The organism is Streptomyces sp. NPDC004134 (assembly GCF_042874195.1).
In the GTDB taxonomy this organism is placed as follows: domain Bacteria; phylum Actinomycetota; class Actinomycetes; order Streptomycetales; family Streptomycetaceae; genus Streptomyces.
Genome location: NZ_JBIAMS010000024.1, coordinates 46,856 through 63,428, shown reverse-complemented (window position 1 = coordinate 63,428; position 16,573 = coordinate 46,856). Strand labels below are relative to the sequence as shown.

Genomic DNA, 16,573 nt, shown 5'->3' with positions numbered 1-16,573 from the left:
CGACCAGCAGGGGAGCGGTCTCCATGGACAACCGGCGCGGCGAGAGGGAGCAGGCGACCGAGGACCGGCGCCGCGAACTGCTCGAAGCCGCGGACCGGGTGGTCCTGCGCGAAGGACCCGGTGCCTCGATGAACGCGATCGCCGCCGAGGCCGGCATCACCAAGCCGATCCTCTACCGCCACTTCGGCGACAAGGGCGGCCTCTACCGCGCGCTCGCCGTACGCCACACCGACGCCCTCCTCGCCGCACTGCGCGCCGCGCTCGACGCCCCCACCGGCCGCCGCGAGCGCGTCGAGGCCACCCTCGACACGTACCTCTCGGCCATCGAGGCGCGCCCGCAGGTCTACCGGTTCCTCATGCACCCCGCCGACGGCGGCGCCGCCGAGGTTCCGGGGCCGGCCGCGTCCCCCGAGGCGGGCGAGCGCGGCTTCGAGGTCGGCCGCCACTCCGCGCCGCTGCTCCGCCGGCTGGGCGAGGAACTGGCCCAGGTCATAGCCGACCGCATCGACTTCGGCCCCGGCGGCGCGGTGATCGCCCGCGCCTGGGGCCACGGCATCGTCGGCATGATGCACGCCGCGGGCGACTGGTGGCTGCACGAACGGCCCTGCACCCGCGCGGAATTGGTGCAGAGCCTCGCCGATCTGCTCTGGGGCCGGCTCGCCGCCGCCGCGGACAAGGCCGGCGGACCCGGCCTCTAGGGGCCTCCGGGGCCGCTACGGGACCCGCCCGCGAGCGCCGCGACGTGCCGCGATTCGGGGCCGGGCGCGGATCTCGGTAGGCTGGCCGCTACCGCGCCGCGCCGCAGGCCGGGCAGCGGACGAAGGACACCGGAGCACCGCGGCGTACCACGCACGGGCACGCGAGGAGGAGCTACGACGATGGCAGGCAACACGGAACCGCTGTCGCCACGGTCCAAGCTGGCCGTCACGGCGGGCAAAGCGGCAGCAGCGGTGTCCCGCGCCGCGGGCAAGGGCAGTGGCTCCGTGATCGGCGGCAAGGTCGCGCTCAGGCTGGACCCCGACCTGCTCGGCCGGCTCGCCGGCCACCTCGACGTCGTCCTCGTCTCCGCCACCAACGGCAAGACGACCACCACCCGGCTGATCGCCGAGGCCCTGCGCGCCTCCGGTCCCGTCGTCTCCAACGCCCTCGGCGCCAACATGCCCGCCGGCATCACCTCGGCGCTCGCCGGCGGCTCCGACGCGCGCTACGGCGTCATCGAGGTCGACGAGAAGTACCTCTCCGGCGTCGCCCGCGACGTCACCCCCAAGGCCATCGCCCTGCTCAACCTCTCCCGCGACCAGCTCGACCGCGCCGCCGAGACCCGCATGCTCGCCGAGCGCTGGCGCGAGGGCCTGGCCGGGAACAAGGCCCTCGTCGTCGCCAACGCCGACGACCCCCTCGTGGTCTGGGCCGCCTCCTCCAGCCCGAACGTCGTCTGGGTGGCCGTCGGCCAGGAGTGGAAGGACGACGCCTGGTCCTGCCCCTCCTGCGGCGGCGTGCTCCAGCGCCCCGGCGAGGACTGGCTGTGCGCCGAGTGCGGCTTCCGCCGCCCCGTACCCAGTTGGGCGCTCTCCGGCGAGCACGTGCTCGACCCGCACGGCGCCGCCTGGCCGATCCGCCTCCAGCTCCCCGGCCGGGCCAACCGGGCCAACGCCACCACCGCCGCCGCCGTGGCCGCCGCCTTCGGCGTGCACCCGCAGACGGCGCTGGAGCGGATGTTCGAGGTCACCGCCGTCGCCGGGCGGTACGACACGGTGCAGTTCGGCGGCCGCGACCTGCGGCTGCTGCTGGCGAAGAACCCGGCCGGCTGGCTGGAGACCTTCTCCCTCATCGACCCCCCGCCCACCCCCGTGGTGCTCTCCGTCAACGCCCGCGGCGCCGACGGCACCGACACCTCCTGGCTGTGGGACGTCGACTACACCCGGCTGACCGGACACCCGCTGTACGTCATCGGCGACCGCAAGCTCGACCTCGCCGTCCGTCTCGAGGTGGCGAACCAGAGCTTCCGCGTCTGCGAGCACGTCGACGAGGCCGTCGCCGCCGCGCCGCCCGGCCGGATCGAGGTCATCGCCAACTACACCGCGTTCCAGGACCTGCGCCGCCGCGTCGGCAACTGACCCGTACGAGACGCCAAGGAGCCACCGCATGAACGACACCAGCCTGCGCCTCGTCTGGGTCTACCCCGACCTGCTGTCCACCTACGGCGACCAGGGCAACGCCCTCGTCGTCGAGCGCCGCGCGCGGCAGCGCGGCTACGACGTCACGCGCGTCGACGTCCGCTCCGACCAGCCCGTGCCCGCCTCCGCCGACATCTACCTCGTCGGCGGCGGCGAGGACCGCCCGCAGCGGCTCGCCGCCGAGCGGCTGCGCCGCGACGGCGGCCTCAACCGGGCCGCGGGCAACGGCGCGATCATCTTCTCCGTCTGCGCCGGCTACCAGATCCTCGGCCACGAGTTCATCAACGACCTCGACCGGCAGGAGCCGGGCCTCGGCCTGCTCGACGTCACCAGCGGCCGCGGCCAGGCCGGCCGCTGCGTCGGCGACGTGCTCGGCGACATCGACCCGCAGCTCGGCCTGCCCCAGCTCACCGGCTTCGAGAACCACCAGGGCGTCACCCACCTCGGCCCGACCGCCAAGCCGCTCGCCCGGGTCCGCTTCGGCCACGGCAACGGCACCGGCGACGGCACCGAGGGCGCCTGGAACGGCAACGTCTTCGGCACGTACATGCACGGCCCCGTGCTCGCCCGCAACCCGCAGATCGCCGACCTGCTGATCCGGCTGGCACTGGAGTCCCAGGGCCTGCCGCCGGTCGACGACCGCTGGTACGAGGCCCTGCGCAACGAGCGCATCGCCGCCGCCAGCGCCTCCCGCTGACGCCGCCGCGGACCCCGGCCCACCCCGCCGGGGTACCCCGGCGAAGCGGCCGAAAGGGCCGGGTCTAGCCTGAGTCAGGGCATCACCGGCACAAGGAGCGGCACCGACATGGACCACGGCGGGCACGGCGGCCACCTGGACCTTCCGCCGTTCACCCTGGGGCGCGGGCTGGAGTGGACCGGCGAGCCGGTCTTCCTCGTCGGCTCCCTCGTGCTCCTCGCCCTCTACGGGTACGGGGTCTTCCGGCTGCGCCGCCGCGGTGACGACTGGCCGGTCGGGCGGACCGCTGCCTTCACCATCGGCGTGCTGACCATCGTCCTCGTCATGTGCACGGGCCTGAACGACTACGGCATGGTCATGTTCAGCGTGCACATGGTGCAGCACATGGTGATCAGCATGCTCTCGCCGATCCTGCTGCTCCTCGGCGCCCCCGTGACGCTGCTGCTGCGCGCGCTGCCCACCGGCCGGGCGCGCTCCGCGGTGGTCTCGGTGCTGCACAGCCGCTATCTGATGGTGATCACGCACCCCGTGTTCACGATCCCGCTGTTCATCGCGAGCCTGTACGCGCTGTACTTCACGCCGCTCTTCGACACGCTCATGGAGAGCAAGGCCGGGCACGTCGGGATGATGATCCACTTCCTGGCCGTGGGCCTGGTCTTCTTCTGGCCGATCATGGGCGTCGACCCGGGCCCGAACCGGCCCACGCACGTGATGCGGATGCTGACGCTGTTCGCGGGCATGCCGTTCCACGCCTTCTTCGGCATCGCGCTGATGATGGGCAGCGAGCCCATGGTGGACGTCTACAGCAACCCGCCCGCGTCCCTCGGCATCGACGCCCTGGACGACCAGCAGGCCGCGGGCGGCATCGCCTGGGCGTTCAGCGAGATCCCCTCGGTGCTCGTCCTCATCGCGCTGGTCTACCAGTGGTACAACTCCGAGCAGCGCCGCGCCAAGCGCAGCGACCGCACCGCGGACCGCGACGGGGACCAGGAGCTGGCGGCGTACAACGCCTATCTGGCCTCGCTCCAGGCTCGCGAACAGTAGCCGCGCGGACACCCGCCGCTCTTCCGACTACCGCGCCGGCCCCGGGCGAGGGACCATGGGGGCGACGTTGCGTGCGGTCGCGCGGGGACGGCCGTCGGCTGACGGCTGGTGGAGGCGGCATGGACAAGCCCGGTTCTGCGAAGGCCATGGTCGTGAGTACCGTGGCCGGTCTCGTGGTCATCACGGCGTACACGGTGTCGGTGGGCAGCAGCGGATGGCTCTGGTTCGGCTGGGTCGTCCTGGGGCTGGCCGCGCTCGGTGTGGTGCTGACCGGCGGCTCCTGGAGATAGCCGGGTAGCTCCCGCGGCCTGCTTCAGCCGGTGAGCAGGGTGCCGCAGCGGGTGCAGCGGACCGGGGGTGCGGTGTCGGCGAGCCGCCCGCACTCCGGGCAGACGCGTTCCAGCCAGCACACCGATTCCCCGCCCTCGGGTTCGGCCGCGCCGGTGGCGGCGGGCCCGTCCGTCGTCGCGGGCTCCTGCGCGTCCTCGTCGCCCATCAGCGCCCTTCCGTTCCGTACGGGATCACCTGGCTGATCCCGCCCCCCAGCCATTCACACCCCGCCCGTCGTAAGCGGCTGGAATTCGAGGCCAGTTCGACGTCAATTCGTTACGGTACCGTAATCTGAGAACTTGTCTGCGACTGCATGCAACGACTCGGGTTGCCGAACCCCGCCGCGCCACGGCGGGGTTCGGCTGTGGCCGGGTCCGCGGCGGCGCGCAGAGCCCAGTGCGTCGGCGTGAGACAGGGGTGACGGATGGCGGCCGGCACAGCGACTCTGGAGCGACCCACCTCCCTGCCGGTCCCCGCCGAGCGGCGGGCCCCGGCGAGACCGGCCGAGCGCAGAGTGGTGTGGTGGGCGGCCTGCCTGATCTGCGGCGGGCTCACGGGGCTGCTCCTCGCGGTCGTCGGCACGCTGCGCGGCGCGCGGCCGTCGCGGCGGCGGGTGCTGATCGTCGTGTGGGGCACGGTGGTGCAGGCGGTGCTCGCGTGCGCCTTCGCCGTGCTCGGGCTCGGCGGCCAGATGCGGCCGTGCGCGGCGGGCGCGGAGGGCGGCGGGCTGTGGCAGACGGCCCGTACGGTCCTCAACGCCCCCGTCTCCGGCGCCGCGTTGCTGTACGCGGCGGGGGAGGGCGGCGAGATGTACCACTGCGCGGCGAACGGCACGACCGCGGTCATCCTCGACGACGGGTTCGCCCGCGCGGGCACGATGTACGGCACCGTCTTCCTCACCGACCAGCGGGCCGAGACGCAGTCGCCGCGGACGCGGAAGCTGTCGGAGCACGAGGCGCGCCACTCCGACCAGTGGGCGCTGGGGTCGCTGCTCGCTGGGCCGGCCGCGTTTCCCGCGCTGTACGCGGCGGACGAGGTGTTCTTCCCCGGCGCGTACAACCACTTCGAGCAGGCGGCGGGGCTGGAGGACGGGGGCTACGACCCGCCGCCGGACAGCCCGCCGGCCGCGGGGCGGCTCGCGGTGCTGTCGGTCGGCCTGCTCGTCGGCTACACGCTCGCGGTGAGCCCGGGCCGCCGCAGGCCGGCGCCCGTCATCCGCCCCGGCCCGGTGCCGGCCGCCCTGCACGACCCCGGTGTCACCCGCCGGCCGAAGGCCGCGAAGCCCGCCGCGCGGAGGTGAGGTCCGTAGCGCCGTCCGCTCGAAAGTTTCGATTCCCTCGGGGCGTTGTCAGCCCTCGGGCGGCGGGGCCGTGCTGTTGCGGGTGACGAGGCTCGTCGCCAGCTCCACGCGCCGCGTCACCGGCTCGTGGCCGCGGCCGATGTCGAGCACCAGCCGGGCCGCCGCCTCGGCCATCTCCAGCAGCGGCTGCCGCACGGTGGTCAGCGGCGGGCCGATCCAGCGGGCCACCGGCAGGTCGTCGAAGCCGACGACGCTGAGGTCGTCGGGGATGCGCAGGCCCAGCTCGCGGGCAGCCTCGTACAGGCCGAGGGCCTGGAGGTCGTTGCCGGTGAAGATCGCGGTGGGGCGGTCGCGCAGGGCGAGCAACTCGCGCCCGGCGGCGTAGCCCGCCTCGTGGTGGAAGTCGCCCTCCCGGATCAGCTCGGGATCCACCGGCAGCCCGGCGACGCCCAGCGCCGCGCGATAGCCGTCGATACGGGCCCGGCTGCACATCATCGCCGGCGGCCCGCCGACGACGCCGATCCTGCGGTGGCCCAGGCCCACCAGGTGGCGGGTGGCGGCCAGCCCGCCCTGCCAGTTGGTGGCCCCGATGGAGGGCACGTCCTCGGCCAGGTCGCCGGCCGGGTCCAGCACCGCGAACGGGATGCCGCGGCCGGTGAACTGCGCGCGCTGGTCGGCGGAGAGGTCCGACAGCACGAGGATGACCCCCGCGGGCCGGCGCGCGAGCACGTCCTCCACCCACGTCTGCCCGGGCGTCAGCCGCCCGGCGCTCTCCGAGAGCACCACGCCGAGCCGCTCCGCCCTGGCCACGTTCTCCACGCCCCTGATGACCTCCATCGCCCACGCGCTCTCCAGCTCGTGGAAGACCAGGTCGAGCAGCGGAGCCTGGCGGGAGCCGCCGCCGCGGCGCCGGTAGCCGTGCTCGCGCAGCAGGTCCTGGACCCGGGCGCGGGTGCCGGGGGAGACGTCGGAGCGGCCGTTGAGGACCTTCGAAACTGTCGACGCCGACACGCCCGCGGCCTCCGCGATCGCCGCCAGCGTCGCGGTGGCCTGCGGCTCCTCGCCGGCCGCGGGGGCCTCTCCGTCGAACTGGACTCCAGCACCACTCATGCCGGGATGGTAGCCCCGCCGCCCGCCGCTGCGCGATGTCTTGACCTTCCCATGGCCTCACCCTAGGTTTCCCAGAAATATTCGCGATGCTTTACGAAACATTGCCGCCCTGCTCCTGAAAAGCTCGGCGAAGGAAGGCCCTGCATGGACAGCAGCGACTCCCGGCACGACCCGTCTCCCGCGTCCGACTCCCCGCCCGGCGACGGCGTCAGCAGGCGCCACGTCCTCGGCGCCGGTCTGGGCCTCGGCGCGCTCTCCGCGACCGCCGGCGGGGTCCTCGCGCTGCCGGGCCCGGCCGCCGCCGCGCCGCCGCAGGACCCGCCGCGGCCGACCGACCCCGGCGCGTACATCGCCCACGCCCCGGGCACCGGCCGGTTCCCGCTCGTCGCCGGGGGACGGGCCGCGCCGCTGGTGGCCGACGCCGGCGACTTCCCCGGCGTCCTGCGCGCGCTGGGCGACCTGCGGGGGGACCTGGAGCGGGTCACGGGCGTACGCCCCGCGCTCACCCGCGGCCGGGCGCCTTCCGGGCGTACCGCGGTGCTCGTCGGCACCATCGGCCGCAGCCCGCTCATCGACGGCCTGATCGCCGCGGGCAAGCTCGACGTGACCGGTGTCGAGGGCCGGTGGGAGACCTCGCTGCACCAGGTCGTCGCCGACCCGCTGCCCGGTCTGGACAGCGCCTTCGTCATCGCGGGCAGTGATCAGCGCGGCACGATCTTCGGCATCTACGACGTCTCCCGCGGCATCGGCGTCTCCCCCTGGCACTTCTGGGCCGACGTCCCGGCACGCCGCCACGACGCGCTCTACGTGCTGCCCGGCCGCTACTCGCAGGGCACCCCCGCGGTCAAGTACCGCGGCATCTTCCTCAACGACGAGAACCCCGCCCTCGGCCGCTGGGCGCCCGGCTTCTTCGGCCCCGGCCACGCCGAGGGCCACCCCGGCGGCTTCAACAGCGCCTTCTTCGCCAAGGTCTTCGAGGCCATGCTGCGGCTCAAGGCCAACTACCTGTGGCCGGCCGTCTGGGGCCGCGCCTTCGCCGAGGACGACCCCGCCAACCACGCCACCGCCACCGAGTACGGCATCGTCATGGGCACCTCGCACGAGGCGCCCATGATGCGGGGCATCGAGGAGTGGAACCGGCACGCCGTCCCCGCCGTGCGCGACGCGGACGGGAACATCGTCACCGAGGGCCACGACCCGTACGGCGGCACGGGGGAGTGGAGCTTCGTACGCAACGAGGCCGCCATCCGGGCGTACTGGCGCGACGGCATCCGCCGGATGGCGGCCGAGGGCTTCGAGGGCGTGGTGACCCTCGGGATGCGCGGCAACGGCGACACCTCGCTGCCGGACGGCGACGGCATCGAGCTGATGCGGCGCATCATCGCCACCGAGCGCGGCATCCTCGCCGAGGAACTGGGCGACGCGGCCGCGGTGCCGCAGGTGTGGACCATGTACAAGGAGGTCCAGCACTACTGGGACAGCGGCATGCAGGCGCCCGACGACGTCACCGTCGTCTTCACCGACGACAACTGGGGCAACCTGCGCCGCGTACCGGACCCCTCGCTGCCGCCCAGGTCCGGCGGCTACGGGCTGTACTACCACTTCGACTACGTCGGCGGCGGCCGCAACTACAAGTGGGTCGACACCGCGAACCTCGCGAGCACCTGGGAGCAGTTGCACCAGACGTACGCGTACGGCATCCGCAACCTGTGGGTCGCCAACGTCGGCGACCTGAAGTCCAACGAGCTGCCGACCCAGTTCTTCCTGGACTACGCCTGGAACCCCGACCGCTGGCAGGCCGACGGCCTGCCCGAGTGGGAACGCCGCTACGCGGCCGAGAACTTCGGCCCGCGGCACGCCGCAGAGATCGCCGAGGTCCTGCACGAGTACGGCCGCCTCCAGGCTCGGCGCAAGCCCGAGCTGCTCAACCGCCGCATCACCCTCGACCCGGCCAGGGACCCGGCCACCGACCCGGCCGCCGTCGTCTACGACGACCGGGCCACCCCCTTCAGCCGCGTCAACTACGGCGAGCTGGACCGGGTCACCGACGAATGGCAGGAGCTGGCCCGCAGGGCGGACCGCGTCGAGGCGCGCCTCGACCGCGCCGACCGGGCGGCCTACTTCCAGCTCGTCCGCTACGCCGTACGCGGCACCGCCGTCGTCTACGCGCTGCGCCACGCCGAGTTCACCAACCTCCTCTACGCCGAGCAGGGCCGTGCCGCCGCCAACCAGCTCGCCGCCGAGACCGACGCCCTGTTCGCCGAGGACCAGGCGCTCGCCGACTACTACAACCACACGCTCTCCGGCGGGAAGTGGCAGGGCTTCCAGACCCAGCCGAAGATCGGCTACGGCGACGTCGAGCGCTACGGCCCCAACGCACCCTGGCAGCAGCCGGAGAAGGACAACGAGGCGCTGCCCGACGAGGTCTTCCCCGCGGTCAGGCGCATCGACCCCGTCGCAGGCGCGGTGCTCGGCGTGGCGGTGGAGGGCTCCGAGCAGTGGTGGCCGGACGCCGCCGGGCCCGCGGTGCTGCCGGTGGTCAGCCAGTACGACAGCGGCCCGGCTCCGTACATCGAGGTCTTCAACCGGGGCCGCAGCCCCTTCGGTTACGCGATCGAGCCTGCCGTGCCGTGGCTGCGCGTCGACCGCCCGCGCGGGCGCGTCACCACCCAGATCCGCGCCCGGCTGCGGGTCGACTTCGCCCGTGCCCCGCGGGGCACGACCACCGTTCCCGTCGTCGTCAGCGGCGTCGGCCGCACCGTGGAGGTGCACGCCCGGGTGCACCGCCCGTCCGTGCGCCACTCCGCGCTCGCCGGCTCCGTCGAGGCGGGCGGCTGCGTCTCGGTGGAGGCCGACCGCCACACCCGCGCCGTCCCCGCCGCCGGGGTCGCCTGGCGCCGCATCCCCGACATCGGGCGCACCGGCAGCGGGATGGCGCCGTTCCCGGTGACGGCCGCCCCGCGGCCGGCCGGCGAGGGGCCGCGGCTGGAGTACACGATGACGCTGTTCACCACCGGCACCCTGCGCGTGGTCGCGTACCTCTCACCGCGCAACAGCGTCCTGACCCCGGACGGGCTGCGCTACGCCGTCGCCTTCGACGACGACGCCCCGCAGACGGTGAACGTCACCCGGGTCACGGGCGCCGACGACGGCCGGATGAACCGCCAGTGGGAGCGCAACACCTCGGACAACGCCACCGTCACGGTGACGGAGCACCGGGTGAGCCGGCCGGGCGTGCACGTGCTGAAGCTGTGGATGGTGGACCCGACGGTGGTGGTGCAGAAGCTGGTGGTCGACACCGGCGGCGTACGCCACAGCTACCTCGGCCCACCGCCCAGCAGGTTCGTGCAGCGGTGAGCCCGCGAGCGTGACGAGGGCGGCTCATCCGAGCATGAGCATCGCCTCCGCGACCTCGCCGGCCGCCGCGTCCGGGATCGCCGTGGCGGCCTCGTCGAGGACGAGCAGCCGGGCTCCGGGGATCTCGCGCGCGATCGCCTCGCCGTTTCCGACGGGGAAGAACGGGTCGCGCCGGCCGTGGACGACGAGCGTGGGGACCCGGATCTCCGGCAGGCGCTCGCGCCAGCGGGGGGCGCAGTCGAGCCGGGAGAAGACCATGCCCAGTTGGTTGGCCATCTGGACCTCGGGGTCGGTGCCGGGCGTGCGGTCCCAGACGCGCGCGGCGGTCGCGCGCGCGGTGCCGGGGTCGTCGCCGAGGATCTCCGCGCCCGCGGCGGCGAACTCCGCCACCGCCCCGCGGTCGGCCCAGTCGGGCATGGCGTGCGAGAACAGCCGGCCCATCACCGACTGATCGTGGTCGGGGAGGTCGTCGTCGGGCGGGCCGGGGGCGACCGCGCGGGTGCCGGCCACGGTGAGCGCCGAGAACGCGCCCGGGTGGTCGAGCACGGCCACCTGGGCGACCATCCCGCCGACGCCGATCCCGGCCAGGTGCGCCGGCCGGCCGCCCAGCGCACCCGCCAGCGCCGCCGCGTCGGCGGCGAGGTCGCGCAGGGTGTAGGCGGGCGTCTGCGGGTCCGCCGTCGTCGACTCGCCGCTGTCACGCAGGTCGTAGCGCACCACGCGGCGCCCGCCGGCGGCCAGTCGCTCGCAGAGCGCGTCGGGCCAGGACAGCATGGTCGTCCCGCCCACGAGCAGGACGAGCGGCGCGTCCTCGGCACCGAACGACTCGATGCCCAAGGAGATCCCGTCGACGTCGAGAGTGCTCACCAGACCACCTGCAGACGCGGCGGGCCGGGCGCGCGGCGGCCGACGTCCGGGCCGGGCGCCGGCCCGGCGACGAAGCCGTCGGGTGGGACCGAGATGTCAGCGATGATGCGTGTCATGTGAGGGCAGACCGGATCCGCCGGCAGAACTCATCGCTCGCGGACGGGCGCGTGCCGGATGCGACCTCGGGGGCACGGTGGGCGAGGCCGCCGGTGCCCGGTCACGGCGCGGGCGGGGACTGCGGGGAGCCGGGGGTGATCAGGCCCGTCTCGTAGGCGGCGATGACCGCCTGGGCGCGGTCGCGGAGCTGGAGCTTGGCGAGGATGCGGGCCACGTGCGTCTTCACCGTCGCCTCGCTGAGGCGGAACCTGGCGGCCAGTTCCGCGTTGCTGTGGCCGCGCGCCAGGGACTCCAGCACCTCCAGCTCCCGCCGGGTCAGCGCGGACAGGTCGCGGTGCAGCGCCACCGCGCGGTCGTCGCGGGTGGCGAAGCGCTCCACCAGGCGGCGGGTGATGGACGGCGCGAGGAGCGCGTCGCCGGAGCGGACGAGGCGGACGGCGGCGGCCAGATGCTCGGGGGTGACGTCCTTGAGCAGGAAGCCGCTGGCGCCGGCGGCCAGCGCCGCGTACACGTACTGATCGAGGTCGTACGTGGTGAGGATGATGACCCGTGGCGCGCCCGGCCCCGGTGCCGCCGTCCCGCCGTCCGCGCCCAGGAGCCGGCGGGTGGCCTCCAGGCCGTCCATGCCCGGCATGCGGATGTCCATCAGCACCACGTCGGGCAGGCTGCGGCGGACGGCGGCCACCGCCTCCTCGCCGTCGGTCGCCTCGCCGACGACGTCGATGCCGTCCGCGGCGAGGATCATCCGGAAGCCGGTGCGGACGAGCGCCTGGTCGTCGGCGATCACCACCCGCGGCGCCCGGTCCGCCCCGCCGGGCTCTGCCTGCGTGCCCACGTCCCCTCCACGGCCGTCCTCGCGGGGATCGCGGGCCCTCGCCCGCCCGCGGTCAGCGTACCGGTGCAGTCTGCCAAGACGTCCGGCGCGGCGGATCGGCCCTGAGGCGCAATCCGTCTCGACTTCCCGACTACTCCGGAAGAATGACCCGCGGCGCGCGACCGGATTCCGCCCGTACGAAATCGGCCGTGTGCGCCGCTCAGGGAATACGGAGGGCGGCGCCGAGATGGCGTAAGAAGGTGAAATCTGCTGCCATTGCCGCCTCTTGTGGGCCGCGGAGCGCCGCTTCTACACTCGGGCCGACCCTTATCGGGGTCACGCAGTAGTGCTCGATTCTCACACCAAGAGGAGGGCTCCCCGCATGCTGCGAAAGTTGGGTATCGGCGTTATGGCCGCTGCCGCAATCGTCTCTCTGTCCTCGGCCCCCGGGGCCACCGCCGCCCCCGCTCCCGCACCGGAGCGTACGGCCGTCGCCACCACGCTGTACTACGACGACAGCCAGGCCGGTGAATTCAAGGGCGCCGTCGCCGCGGGCGCGGAACAGTGGAATTCCACGGTGCAGAACGTCAAGCTGGCGAAGGCCCCGGCGGGCACCCGCGCCGAGATCACGGTCATCGCCGACAACGGCTGGCCGCGGGCCACCCTCGGCCCGGTCCGCCCCGGCGGGCGCGCCACGGTCTGGTTCGGCCGCCAGGCGGTCAACGAGGGGTACAACACGACCCGCATCGCCGCGCACGAACTGGGCCACAGCCTCGGGCTGCCCGACCGGAAGCCCGGTCCGTGCTCGTCGCTGATGTCCGGCTCCACCGCCGGCGTGGGCTGCACCAACCCGGTCCCGAACGCGACCGAGCGGGCGCAGGTCGAAGCCAACTACGGCGGCGGCTTCGCGAGCCTCGTGCCGATGGACGGACGCATCGTCGTCGACGCGCCCTGACCGTCGGACCGCACGTACGACACCTCCCGTGGCCGGGGCGGCGACTCCCCGGCCACGGGCCACGGCCGGCCCGTACGCGCGCATTCCCGTCCGGAATGCCAGGGGAATTCACCCCGGGATACCACAGACCGCCCGCGCCCGGAATCACCCCCGTCCGCGTACCGGCTGATCGTCGTGTGTGAGGGTGGCACCCATGCCGAACACGCCGACCTTCGTCCTCGTCCACGGGGCGTTCGCGAACTCCTTCTCCTTCGCGCCGCTCCAGGCGGAACTCGCGCTGCGCGGACACCGCTCCCTCGCGATCGACCTGCCGGGCCACGGATTCGCCGCCACGTTCCCCGCCGCCTATCAGGCCCCGCAGGATCTCGACGCGCTCGCCACCACTCCCGGCGGCATCAAGGGCGTGACGCTCGCCGAGAACGCGGCCCATCTCGTCGGCGTCCTGGAGCGGGTGAAGCGGAACGGCCCGGCGATCGTCGTGGCCCACAGCCGCGGCGGCATCACCGCCACCGCCGCCGGCAACGCCCGCCCCGACCTGATCGACCGCCTCGTCTACGTCTCCGCCTGGTGCCCCGTCGACCTCGACGTGAACGACTACTACGCCGAGCCCGAGATGGCCGGCGTCGACGCGGCCGGGCTCGCCCGGGCCCTCGCCGGCGACCCGGCCGCGCTCGGCCTGATCCGCACCAACTTCCGTACCGCGGACCCCGAGGCGCTCGCCGCCTTCCGGCAGGCGTTCGCCGCCGACCTCACCGACGACGAGTTCCGGACCTTCCTCAACACCTTCCAGCCCGACGAGAACCTGGACGCCGGCTCGTCCGCGGACCGCGCGCAGGCCGCCACCTGGGGCCGGATCCCGCGCAGTTACGTGCGGCTGGCGGACGACGTCAGCATGCCGCCCGCCATGCAGGACCGGCTGATCCGCGAAGCGGACGCCCTCACCCCCGGCAACCCGTTCGACGTACACACCGTGCCGGGCGGCCACCTGCGCTGGCTGGTGCACCCGGAACCGGCCGCCGACGTCCTCGCCGGGCTCGCGGCCGGCTGACCGGACGGGGGCGGCCGGGGGCGCGGCGCCCGGCTGTCACCAGCCGACGGCGACCACCATCCACTGCGGGTTCTGGACCGAGACGAACGACGACTGCTCGGCGACGTCGTCGTACGGGAAGCCGTACGCCAGACCGCCGATCGCGTGCTGGTGCCAGAACTGGGCGTAGTAGTTGGCGGGACCCTGCCGGTAGAAGCGGCTCGGGTCGCCCCACTGGTTCTGCGGCAGTTCGGCGACGTGCCGGTTGAGCGCGGCGCAGCCGGGGGCGTCGCCCGCGAGCGGGCCGGAGCAGCCGAAGACCTCCTGGGTCGAGACGTTCCTGCCGACCGACCGGGCGTAGTCGGTCATGTAGCCGGCGTGCTTCCCGCCCGGCTGGAAGTCCGGCACGTTGCCGGGGGAGGGGATGCGGTACGGGGCCTGCACCTGGCTCAGCGAGGCGAACTCCGGCGGCATGGCGGCCGCGAACTTCTGCCAGGTGGCCTCGCGCGACTCCTGGAACGTCGCGTAGTCCTCGCCGACCTGCCGGTCCGTGCCGTCGTGGCCGTGCACCCGCATGGCGAGCTTGAGCGCGAAGGCGTCGACGCGGGTGGTGTTGCCGTGGAAGGCGTCGGGGCCGACGGTGAACTCGATGAAGTCGGAGTACCGGCTGTCGGGGGAGCCGAGGTGGAAGTACATCCGGCCGGCGGAGTTGGCGGGCATGTCCACGTACCGCTGCTGCGCGATCGAGCGGGTCTGCCCGCCGAAGGACCAGAAGACCTGGTCGTCGGGGTACTGGCCGTTGGTCCTGTTGAGGATCTGCACCGTCAGCACGTTCCGCGCGGGCGGGATGGCGCCCGTGTCGCCCCAGAAGGAGGCCGGCGGCGGGTCGCCCGCAGCGGGGGCGGGGCCGGGTGCGGGAGGTACTGCGGCGTGGGCGGCCGTGCCGGTGCGGTCGGCCATCGCGAAGCAGGCGAGTAACAGCAGGGCGACGGCGGCCGTCAGCAGGCCGCGGTGGCGTCTGGGCCACGTCGGGTGCGCGGGGGACATGCGGGGGCTCCTTCGCTGTGGGGGCGTACTCGGCCCGGGGCGGGAGCTGCCCGGCGGGCCGGGCGTACAGAGAGCGCTCTCAGAGCGTCGTGAGGTGCGGGTGCGTTGTCAAGGGGCGCGGTCGTACGACCTCCGGGAGTTGAACACCGGGCGGGCCCGCCGGACCCATTGACTGCATGACATGAAGGGAGTTCACTCACCTCGCGCAAAGGTATGGACCATGCTCCACGCTCGACCCCACGACGCATCGAGGTGAGCTTCCATGTTCGTACGACGACGCAGACATCCGCTCCGCAAGGCCGTGCTCGTCGCCACGGCACTCGCCGCCGTGCTGGCCGTGCCGCTGCCCGGCGCCGCGGGCTCGGCGCCGGCGCCGGGATCCGGCGGCAAGGCCGAGGCCGCGCCCTACGCCGTCACGTTCGAGGACAACTTCGACGGCCCGGCGGGCTCGGCCGTCAACGGCGGCAAGTGGCTGATCGAGACCGGCGACAACGTCAACAACCACGAGCGGCAGTACTACACCGCGGGCAACGCCAACGCCGCGCTCGACGGCCAGGGCAACCTGGTCATCACCGCCCGGCGCGAGAACCCGGGCAACTACCAGTGCTGGTACGGCCGGTGCGAGTACACGTCCGCCCGGCTCAACACGTCCGGACGCTTCACCACCACGTACGGCCACGTCGAGACCCGGATGAAGCTCCCGCGCGGCCAGGGCATGTGGCCCGCGTTCTGGATGCTCGGCAACGACATCGGCCAGGTCGGCTGGCCCGCCAGCGGCGAGATCGACGTGATGGAGAACGTCGGCTTCGAGCCGGGCACCGTCCACGGCACCCTGCACGGCCCCGGTTACTCCGGCTCCGGCGGCATCGGCGGCGGGTACACGCTGCCCGGCGGGCAGCAGTTCGCGAACGGCTTCCACACCTTCGCCGTCGACTGGTCGCCGAACGAGATCACCTGGTCCGTCGACGGCAACGTCTACCAGCGGCGCACGCCCGCCGACCTCGGCGGCCGGCAGTGGGTGTTCAACAAGCCGTTCTTCCTGATCCTCAACCTCGCGGTCGGCGGCTACTGGCCCGGCGACCCCGACGGCAGCACCACCTTCCCGCAGCAGCTCGTCGTCGACTACGTCCGGGTCAGCACCTCCGACGGCGGCGGCGGTAACTCCGGTACGTTCACGGGCGCGGGCGGCAAGTGCCTCGACGTGGCCGGCGCGAGCCCCGCCAACGGCACCGCGATCCAGCTCTACGACTGCAACGGCACCTCCGCGCAGCGCTGGACCGTGGGCACCGACGGCACCATCCGCGCCCTCGGCAAGTGCCTCGACGCGGCCGCCGCCGGCACCGCCAACGGCACCCGGGTGCAGCTCTACGACTGCAACGGCACAGGCGCCCAGCGCTGGTCGTACAACTCGGCCACCCGCGACATCGTCAACCTGGCCGCGGACAAGTGCCTGGACGCGACGGGCGGCTCGACGGCCAACGGGACACCGACGCAGCTCTGGACCTGCACCGGCGCCGCGAACCAGAAGTGGACGCTCAACTCCTAGCGCCACCGGCCCCGCAGGGGCGCCGGGAAAGCGCTCTCGCGGCTACGGACCCGAGTCTTGACACCGCTTCCCGGCGCCCCCTTAACTTCAACACGTGAAATAGCCGGACCCCCCACTCGACTTCACCGCCGCGCCCCGGCCGCAGCAGCCCGCCGTCCCGGAGTCCGAGCACACGCGTGCCCGGA

Annotated in this window: 15 protein-coding genes and 1 pseudogene; 10 read left to right on the top strand and 6 right to left on the bottom strand. The window is 73.6% G+C overall.

The genetic code is table 11. The features are described from left to right. The first annotated feature begins 23 nt into the window (after positions 1-23). The 5 genes from ACFYVJ_RS26400 to ACFYVJ_RS26380 all read left to right on the top strand — a co-directional run bounded on the left by ACFYVJ_RS26400 (position 24) and on the right by ACFYVJ_RS26380 (position 4,208). On the top strand, positions 24-698 hold the full coding sequence (locus ACFYVJ_RS26400; RefSeq protein WP_388896161.1) for a TetR family transcriptional regulator: 675 nt from the start codon (positions 24-26) through the stop codon (positions 696-698). Positions 699-878: 180 nt separating this feature from the next. Further along, a complete protein-coding gene (locus tag ACFYVJ_RS26395; protein ID WP_388896159.1) occupies positions 879-2,117 on the top strand; it encodes a MurT ligase domain-containing protein in 1,239 nt (412 codons plus the stop codon). Between the two features lie 28 nt (positions 2,118-2,145). Continuing rightward, positions 2,146-2,874, top strand: coding sequence for a type 1 glutamine amidotransferase (locus tag ACFYVJ_RS26390; protein ID WP_388896156.1), 729 nt, complete (start codon positions 2,146-2,148; stop codon positions 2,872-2,874). A gap of 108 nt (positions 2,875-2,982) precedes the next feature. Continuing rightward, the gene (locus ACFYVJ_RS26385; RefSeq protein WP_388896153.1) at positions 2,983-3,918 is read left to right on the top strand and encodes a cytochrome c oxidase assembly protein; all 936 of its coding nucleotides are present in this window, start codon (positions 2,983-2,985) and stop codon (positions 3,916-3,918) included. A gap of 119 nt (positions 3,919-4,037) precedes the next feature. Then, positions 4,038-4,208, top strand: a complete 171-nt coding sequence (locus tag ACFYVJ_RS26380) for a hypothetical protein (protein WP_281619878.1) — start codon at positions 4,038-4,040, stop codon at positions 4,206-4,208. A gap of 23 nt (positions 4,209-4,231) precedes the next feature. Here ACFYVJ_RS26380 and ACFYVJ_RS26375 read toward each other — a convergent pair whose 3' ends face one another. Beyond that, the gene (locus tag ACFYVJ_RS26375; RefSeq protein WP_388896149.1) at positions 4,232-4,414 is read right to left on the bottom strand and encodes a hypothetical protein; all 183 of its coding nucleotides are present in this window, start codon (positions 4,412-4,414) and stop codon (positions 4,232-4,234) included. A gap of 258 nt (positions 4,415-4,672) precedes the next feature. On the opposite strand from ACFYVJ_RS26375, the gene ACFYVJ_RS26370 reads away from it, so the two are divergent. Further along, positions 4,673-5,548 carry a hypothetical protein gene (locus ACFYVJ_RS26370; RefSeq protein ID WP_388896146.1) on the top strand — a complete coding sequence of 292 codons (876 nt, stop codon included), beginning with the start codon at positions 4,673-4,675 and terminating at the stop codon, positions 5,546-5,548. Positions 5,549-5,596: 48 nt separating this feature from the next. Here the strand turns inward: ACFYVJ_RS26370 and ACFYVJ_RS26365 are convergent, their stop codons facing one another. Further along, the gene (locus ACFYVJ_RS26365) at positions 5,597-6,658 is read right to left on the bottom strand and encodes a LacI family DNA-binding transcriptional regulator (RefSeq protein WP_388896143.1); all 1,062 of its coding nucleotides are present in this window, start codon (positions 6,656-6,658) and stop codon (positions 5,597-5,599) included. 144 nt (positions 6,659-6,802) lie between these two features. Here ACFYVJ_RS26365 and ACFYVJ_RS26360 point away from each other — a divergent pair, with 144 nt between their 5' ends. Beyond that, positions 6,803-10,015: a glycosyl hydrolase 115 family protein gene (locus tag ACFYVJ_RS26360; RefSeq protein ID WP_388896141.1), complete on the top strand. Its 3,213-nt coding sequence runs from the start codon at positions 6,803-6,805 to the stop codon at positions 10,013-10,015. A gap of 24 nt (positions 10,016-10,039) precedes the next feature. Here the strand turns inward: ACFYVJ_RS26360 and ACFYVJ_RS26355 are convergent, their stop codons facing one another. The 3 genes and pseudogenes from ACFYVJ_RS26355 to ACFYVJ_RS26345 form a co-directional block, all read right to left on the bottom strand. Beyond that, a complete protein-coding gene (locus ACFYVJ_RS26355; RefSeq protein WP_388896138.1) occupies positions 10,040-10,882 on the bottom strand; it encodes an alpha/beta fold hydrolase in 843 nt (280 codons plus the stop codon). 38 nt (positions 10,883-10,920) lie between these two features. Beyond that, positions 10,921-10,998 (bottom strand): annotated as a pseudogene (locus ACFYVJ_RS26350) (dihydrofolate reductase); the annotation flags it as partial. Positions 10,999-11,099: 101 nt separating this feature from the next. Continuing rightward, the gene (locus tag ACFYVJ_RS26345) at positions 11,100-11,834 is read right to left on the bottom strand and encodes a response regulator (protein ID WP_388896135.1); all 735 of its coding nucleotides are present in this window, start codon (positions 11,832-11,834) and stop codon (positions 11,100-11,102) included. A 361-nt stretch (positions 11,835-12,195) separates the two neighbouring features. Between ACFYVJ_RS26345 and ACFYVJ_RS26340 the strand changes: the two genes are divergently transcribed. Continuing rightward, positions 12,196-12,768, top strand: a complete 573-nt coding sequence (locus tag ACFYVJ_RS26340; protein ID WP_388896132.1) for a snapalysin family zinc-dependent metalloprotease — start codon at positions 12,196-12,198, stop codon at positions 12,766-12,768. Between the two features lie 193 nt (positions 12,769-12,961). Continuing rightward, positions 12,962-13,816, top strand: a complete 855-nt coding sequence (locus ACFYVJ_RS26335; RefSeq protein WP_388896129.1) for an alpha/beta fold hydrolase — start codon at positions 12,962-12,964, stop codon at positions 13,814-13,816. A 36-nt stretch (positions 13,817-13,852) separates the two neighbouring features. On the opposite strand, the gene ACFYVJ_RS26330 is transcribed toward ACFYVJ_RS26335, so the two are convergent. Further along, a complete protein-coding gene (locus ACFYVJ_RS26330; protein ID WP_388896126.1) occupies positions 13,853-14,842 on the bottom strand; it encodes a glycoside hydrolase family 64 protein in 990 nt (329 codons plus the stop codon). A 262-nt stretch (positions 14,843-15,104) separates the two neighbouring features. Here ACFYVJ_RS26330 and ACFYVJ_RS26325 point away from each other — a divergent pair, with 262 nt between their 5' ends. Beyond that, a complete protein-coding gene (locus ACFYVJ_RS26325; protein WP_388896123.1) occupies positions 15,105-16,388 on the top strand; it encodes a ricin-type beta-trefoil lectin domain protein in 1,284 nt (427 codons plus the stop codon). The last annotated feature ends 185 nt before the right edge of the window (positions 16,389-16,573 follow it).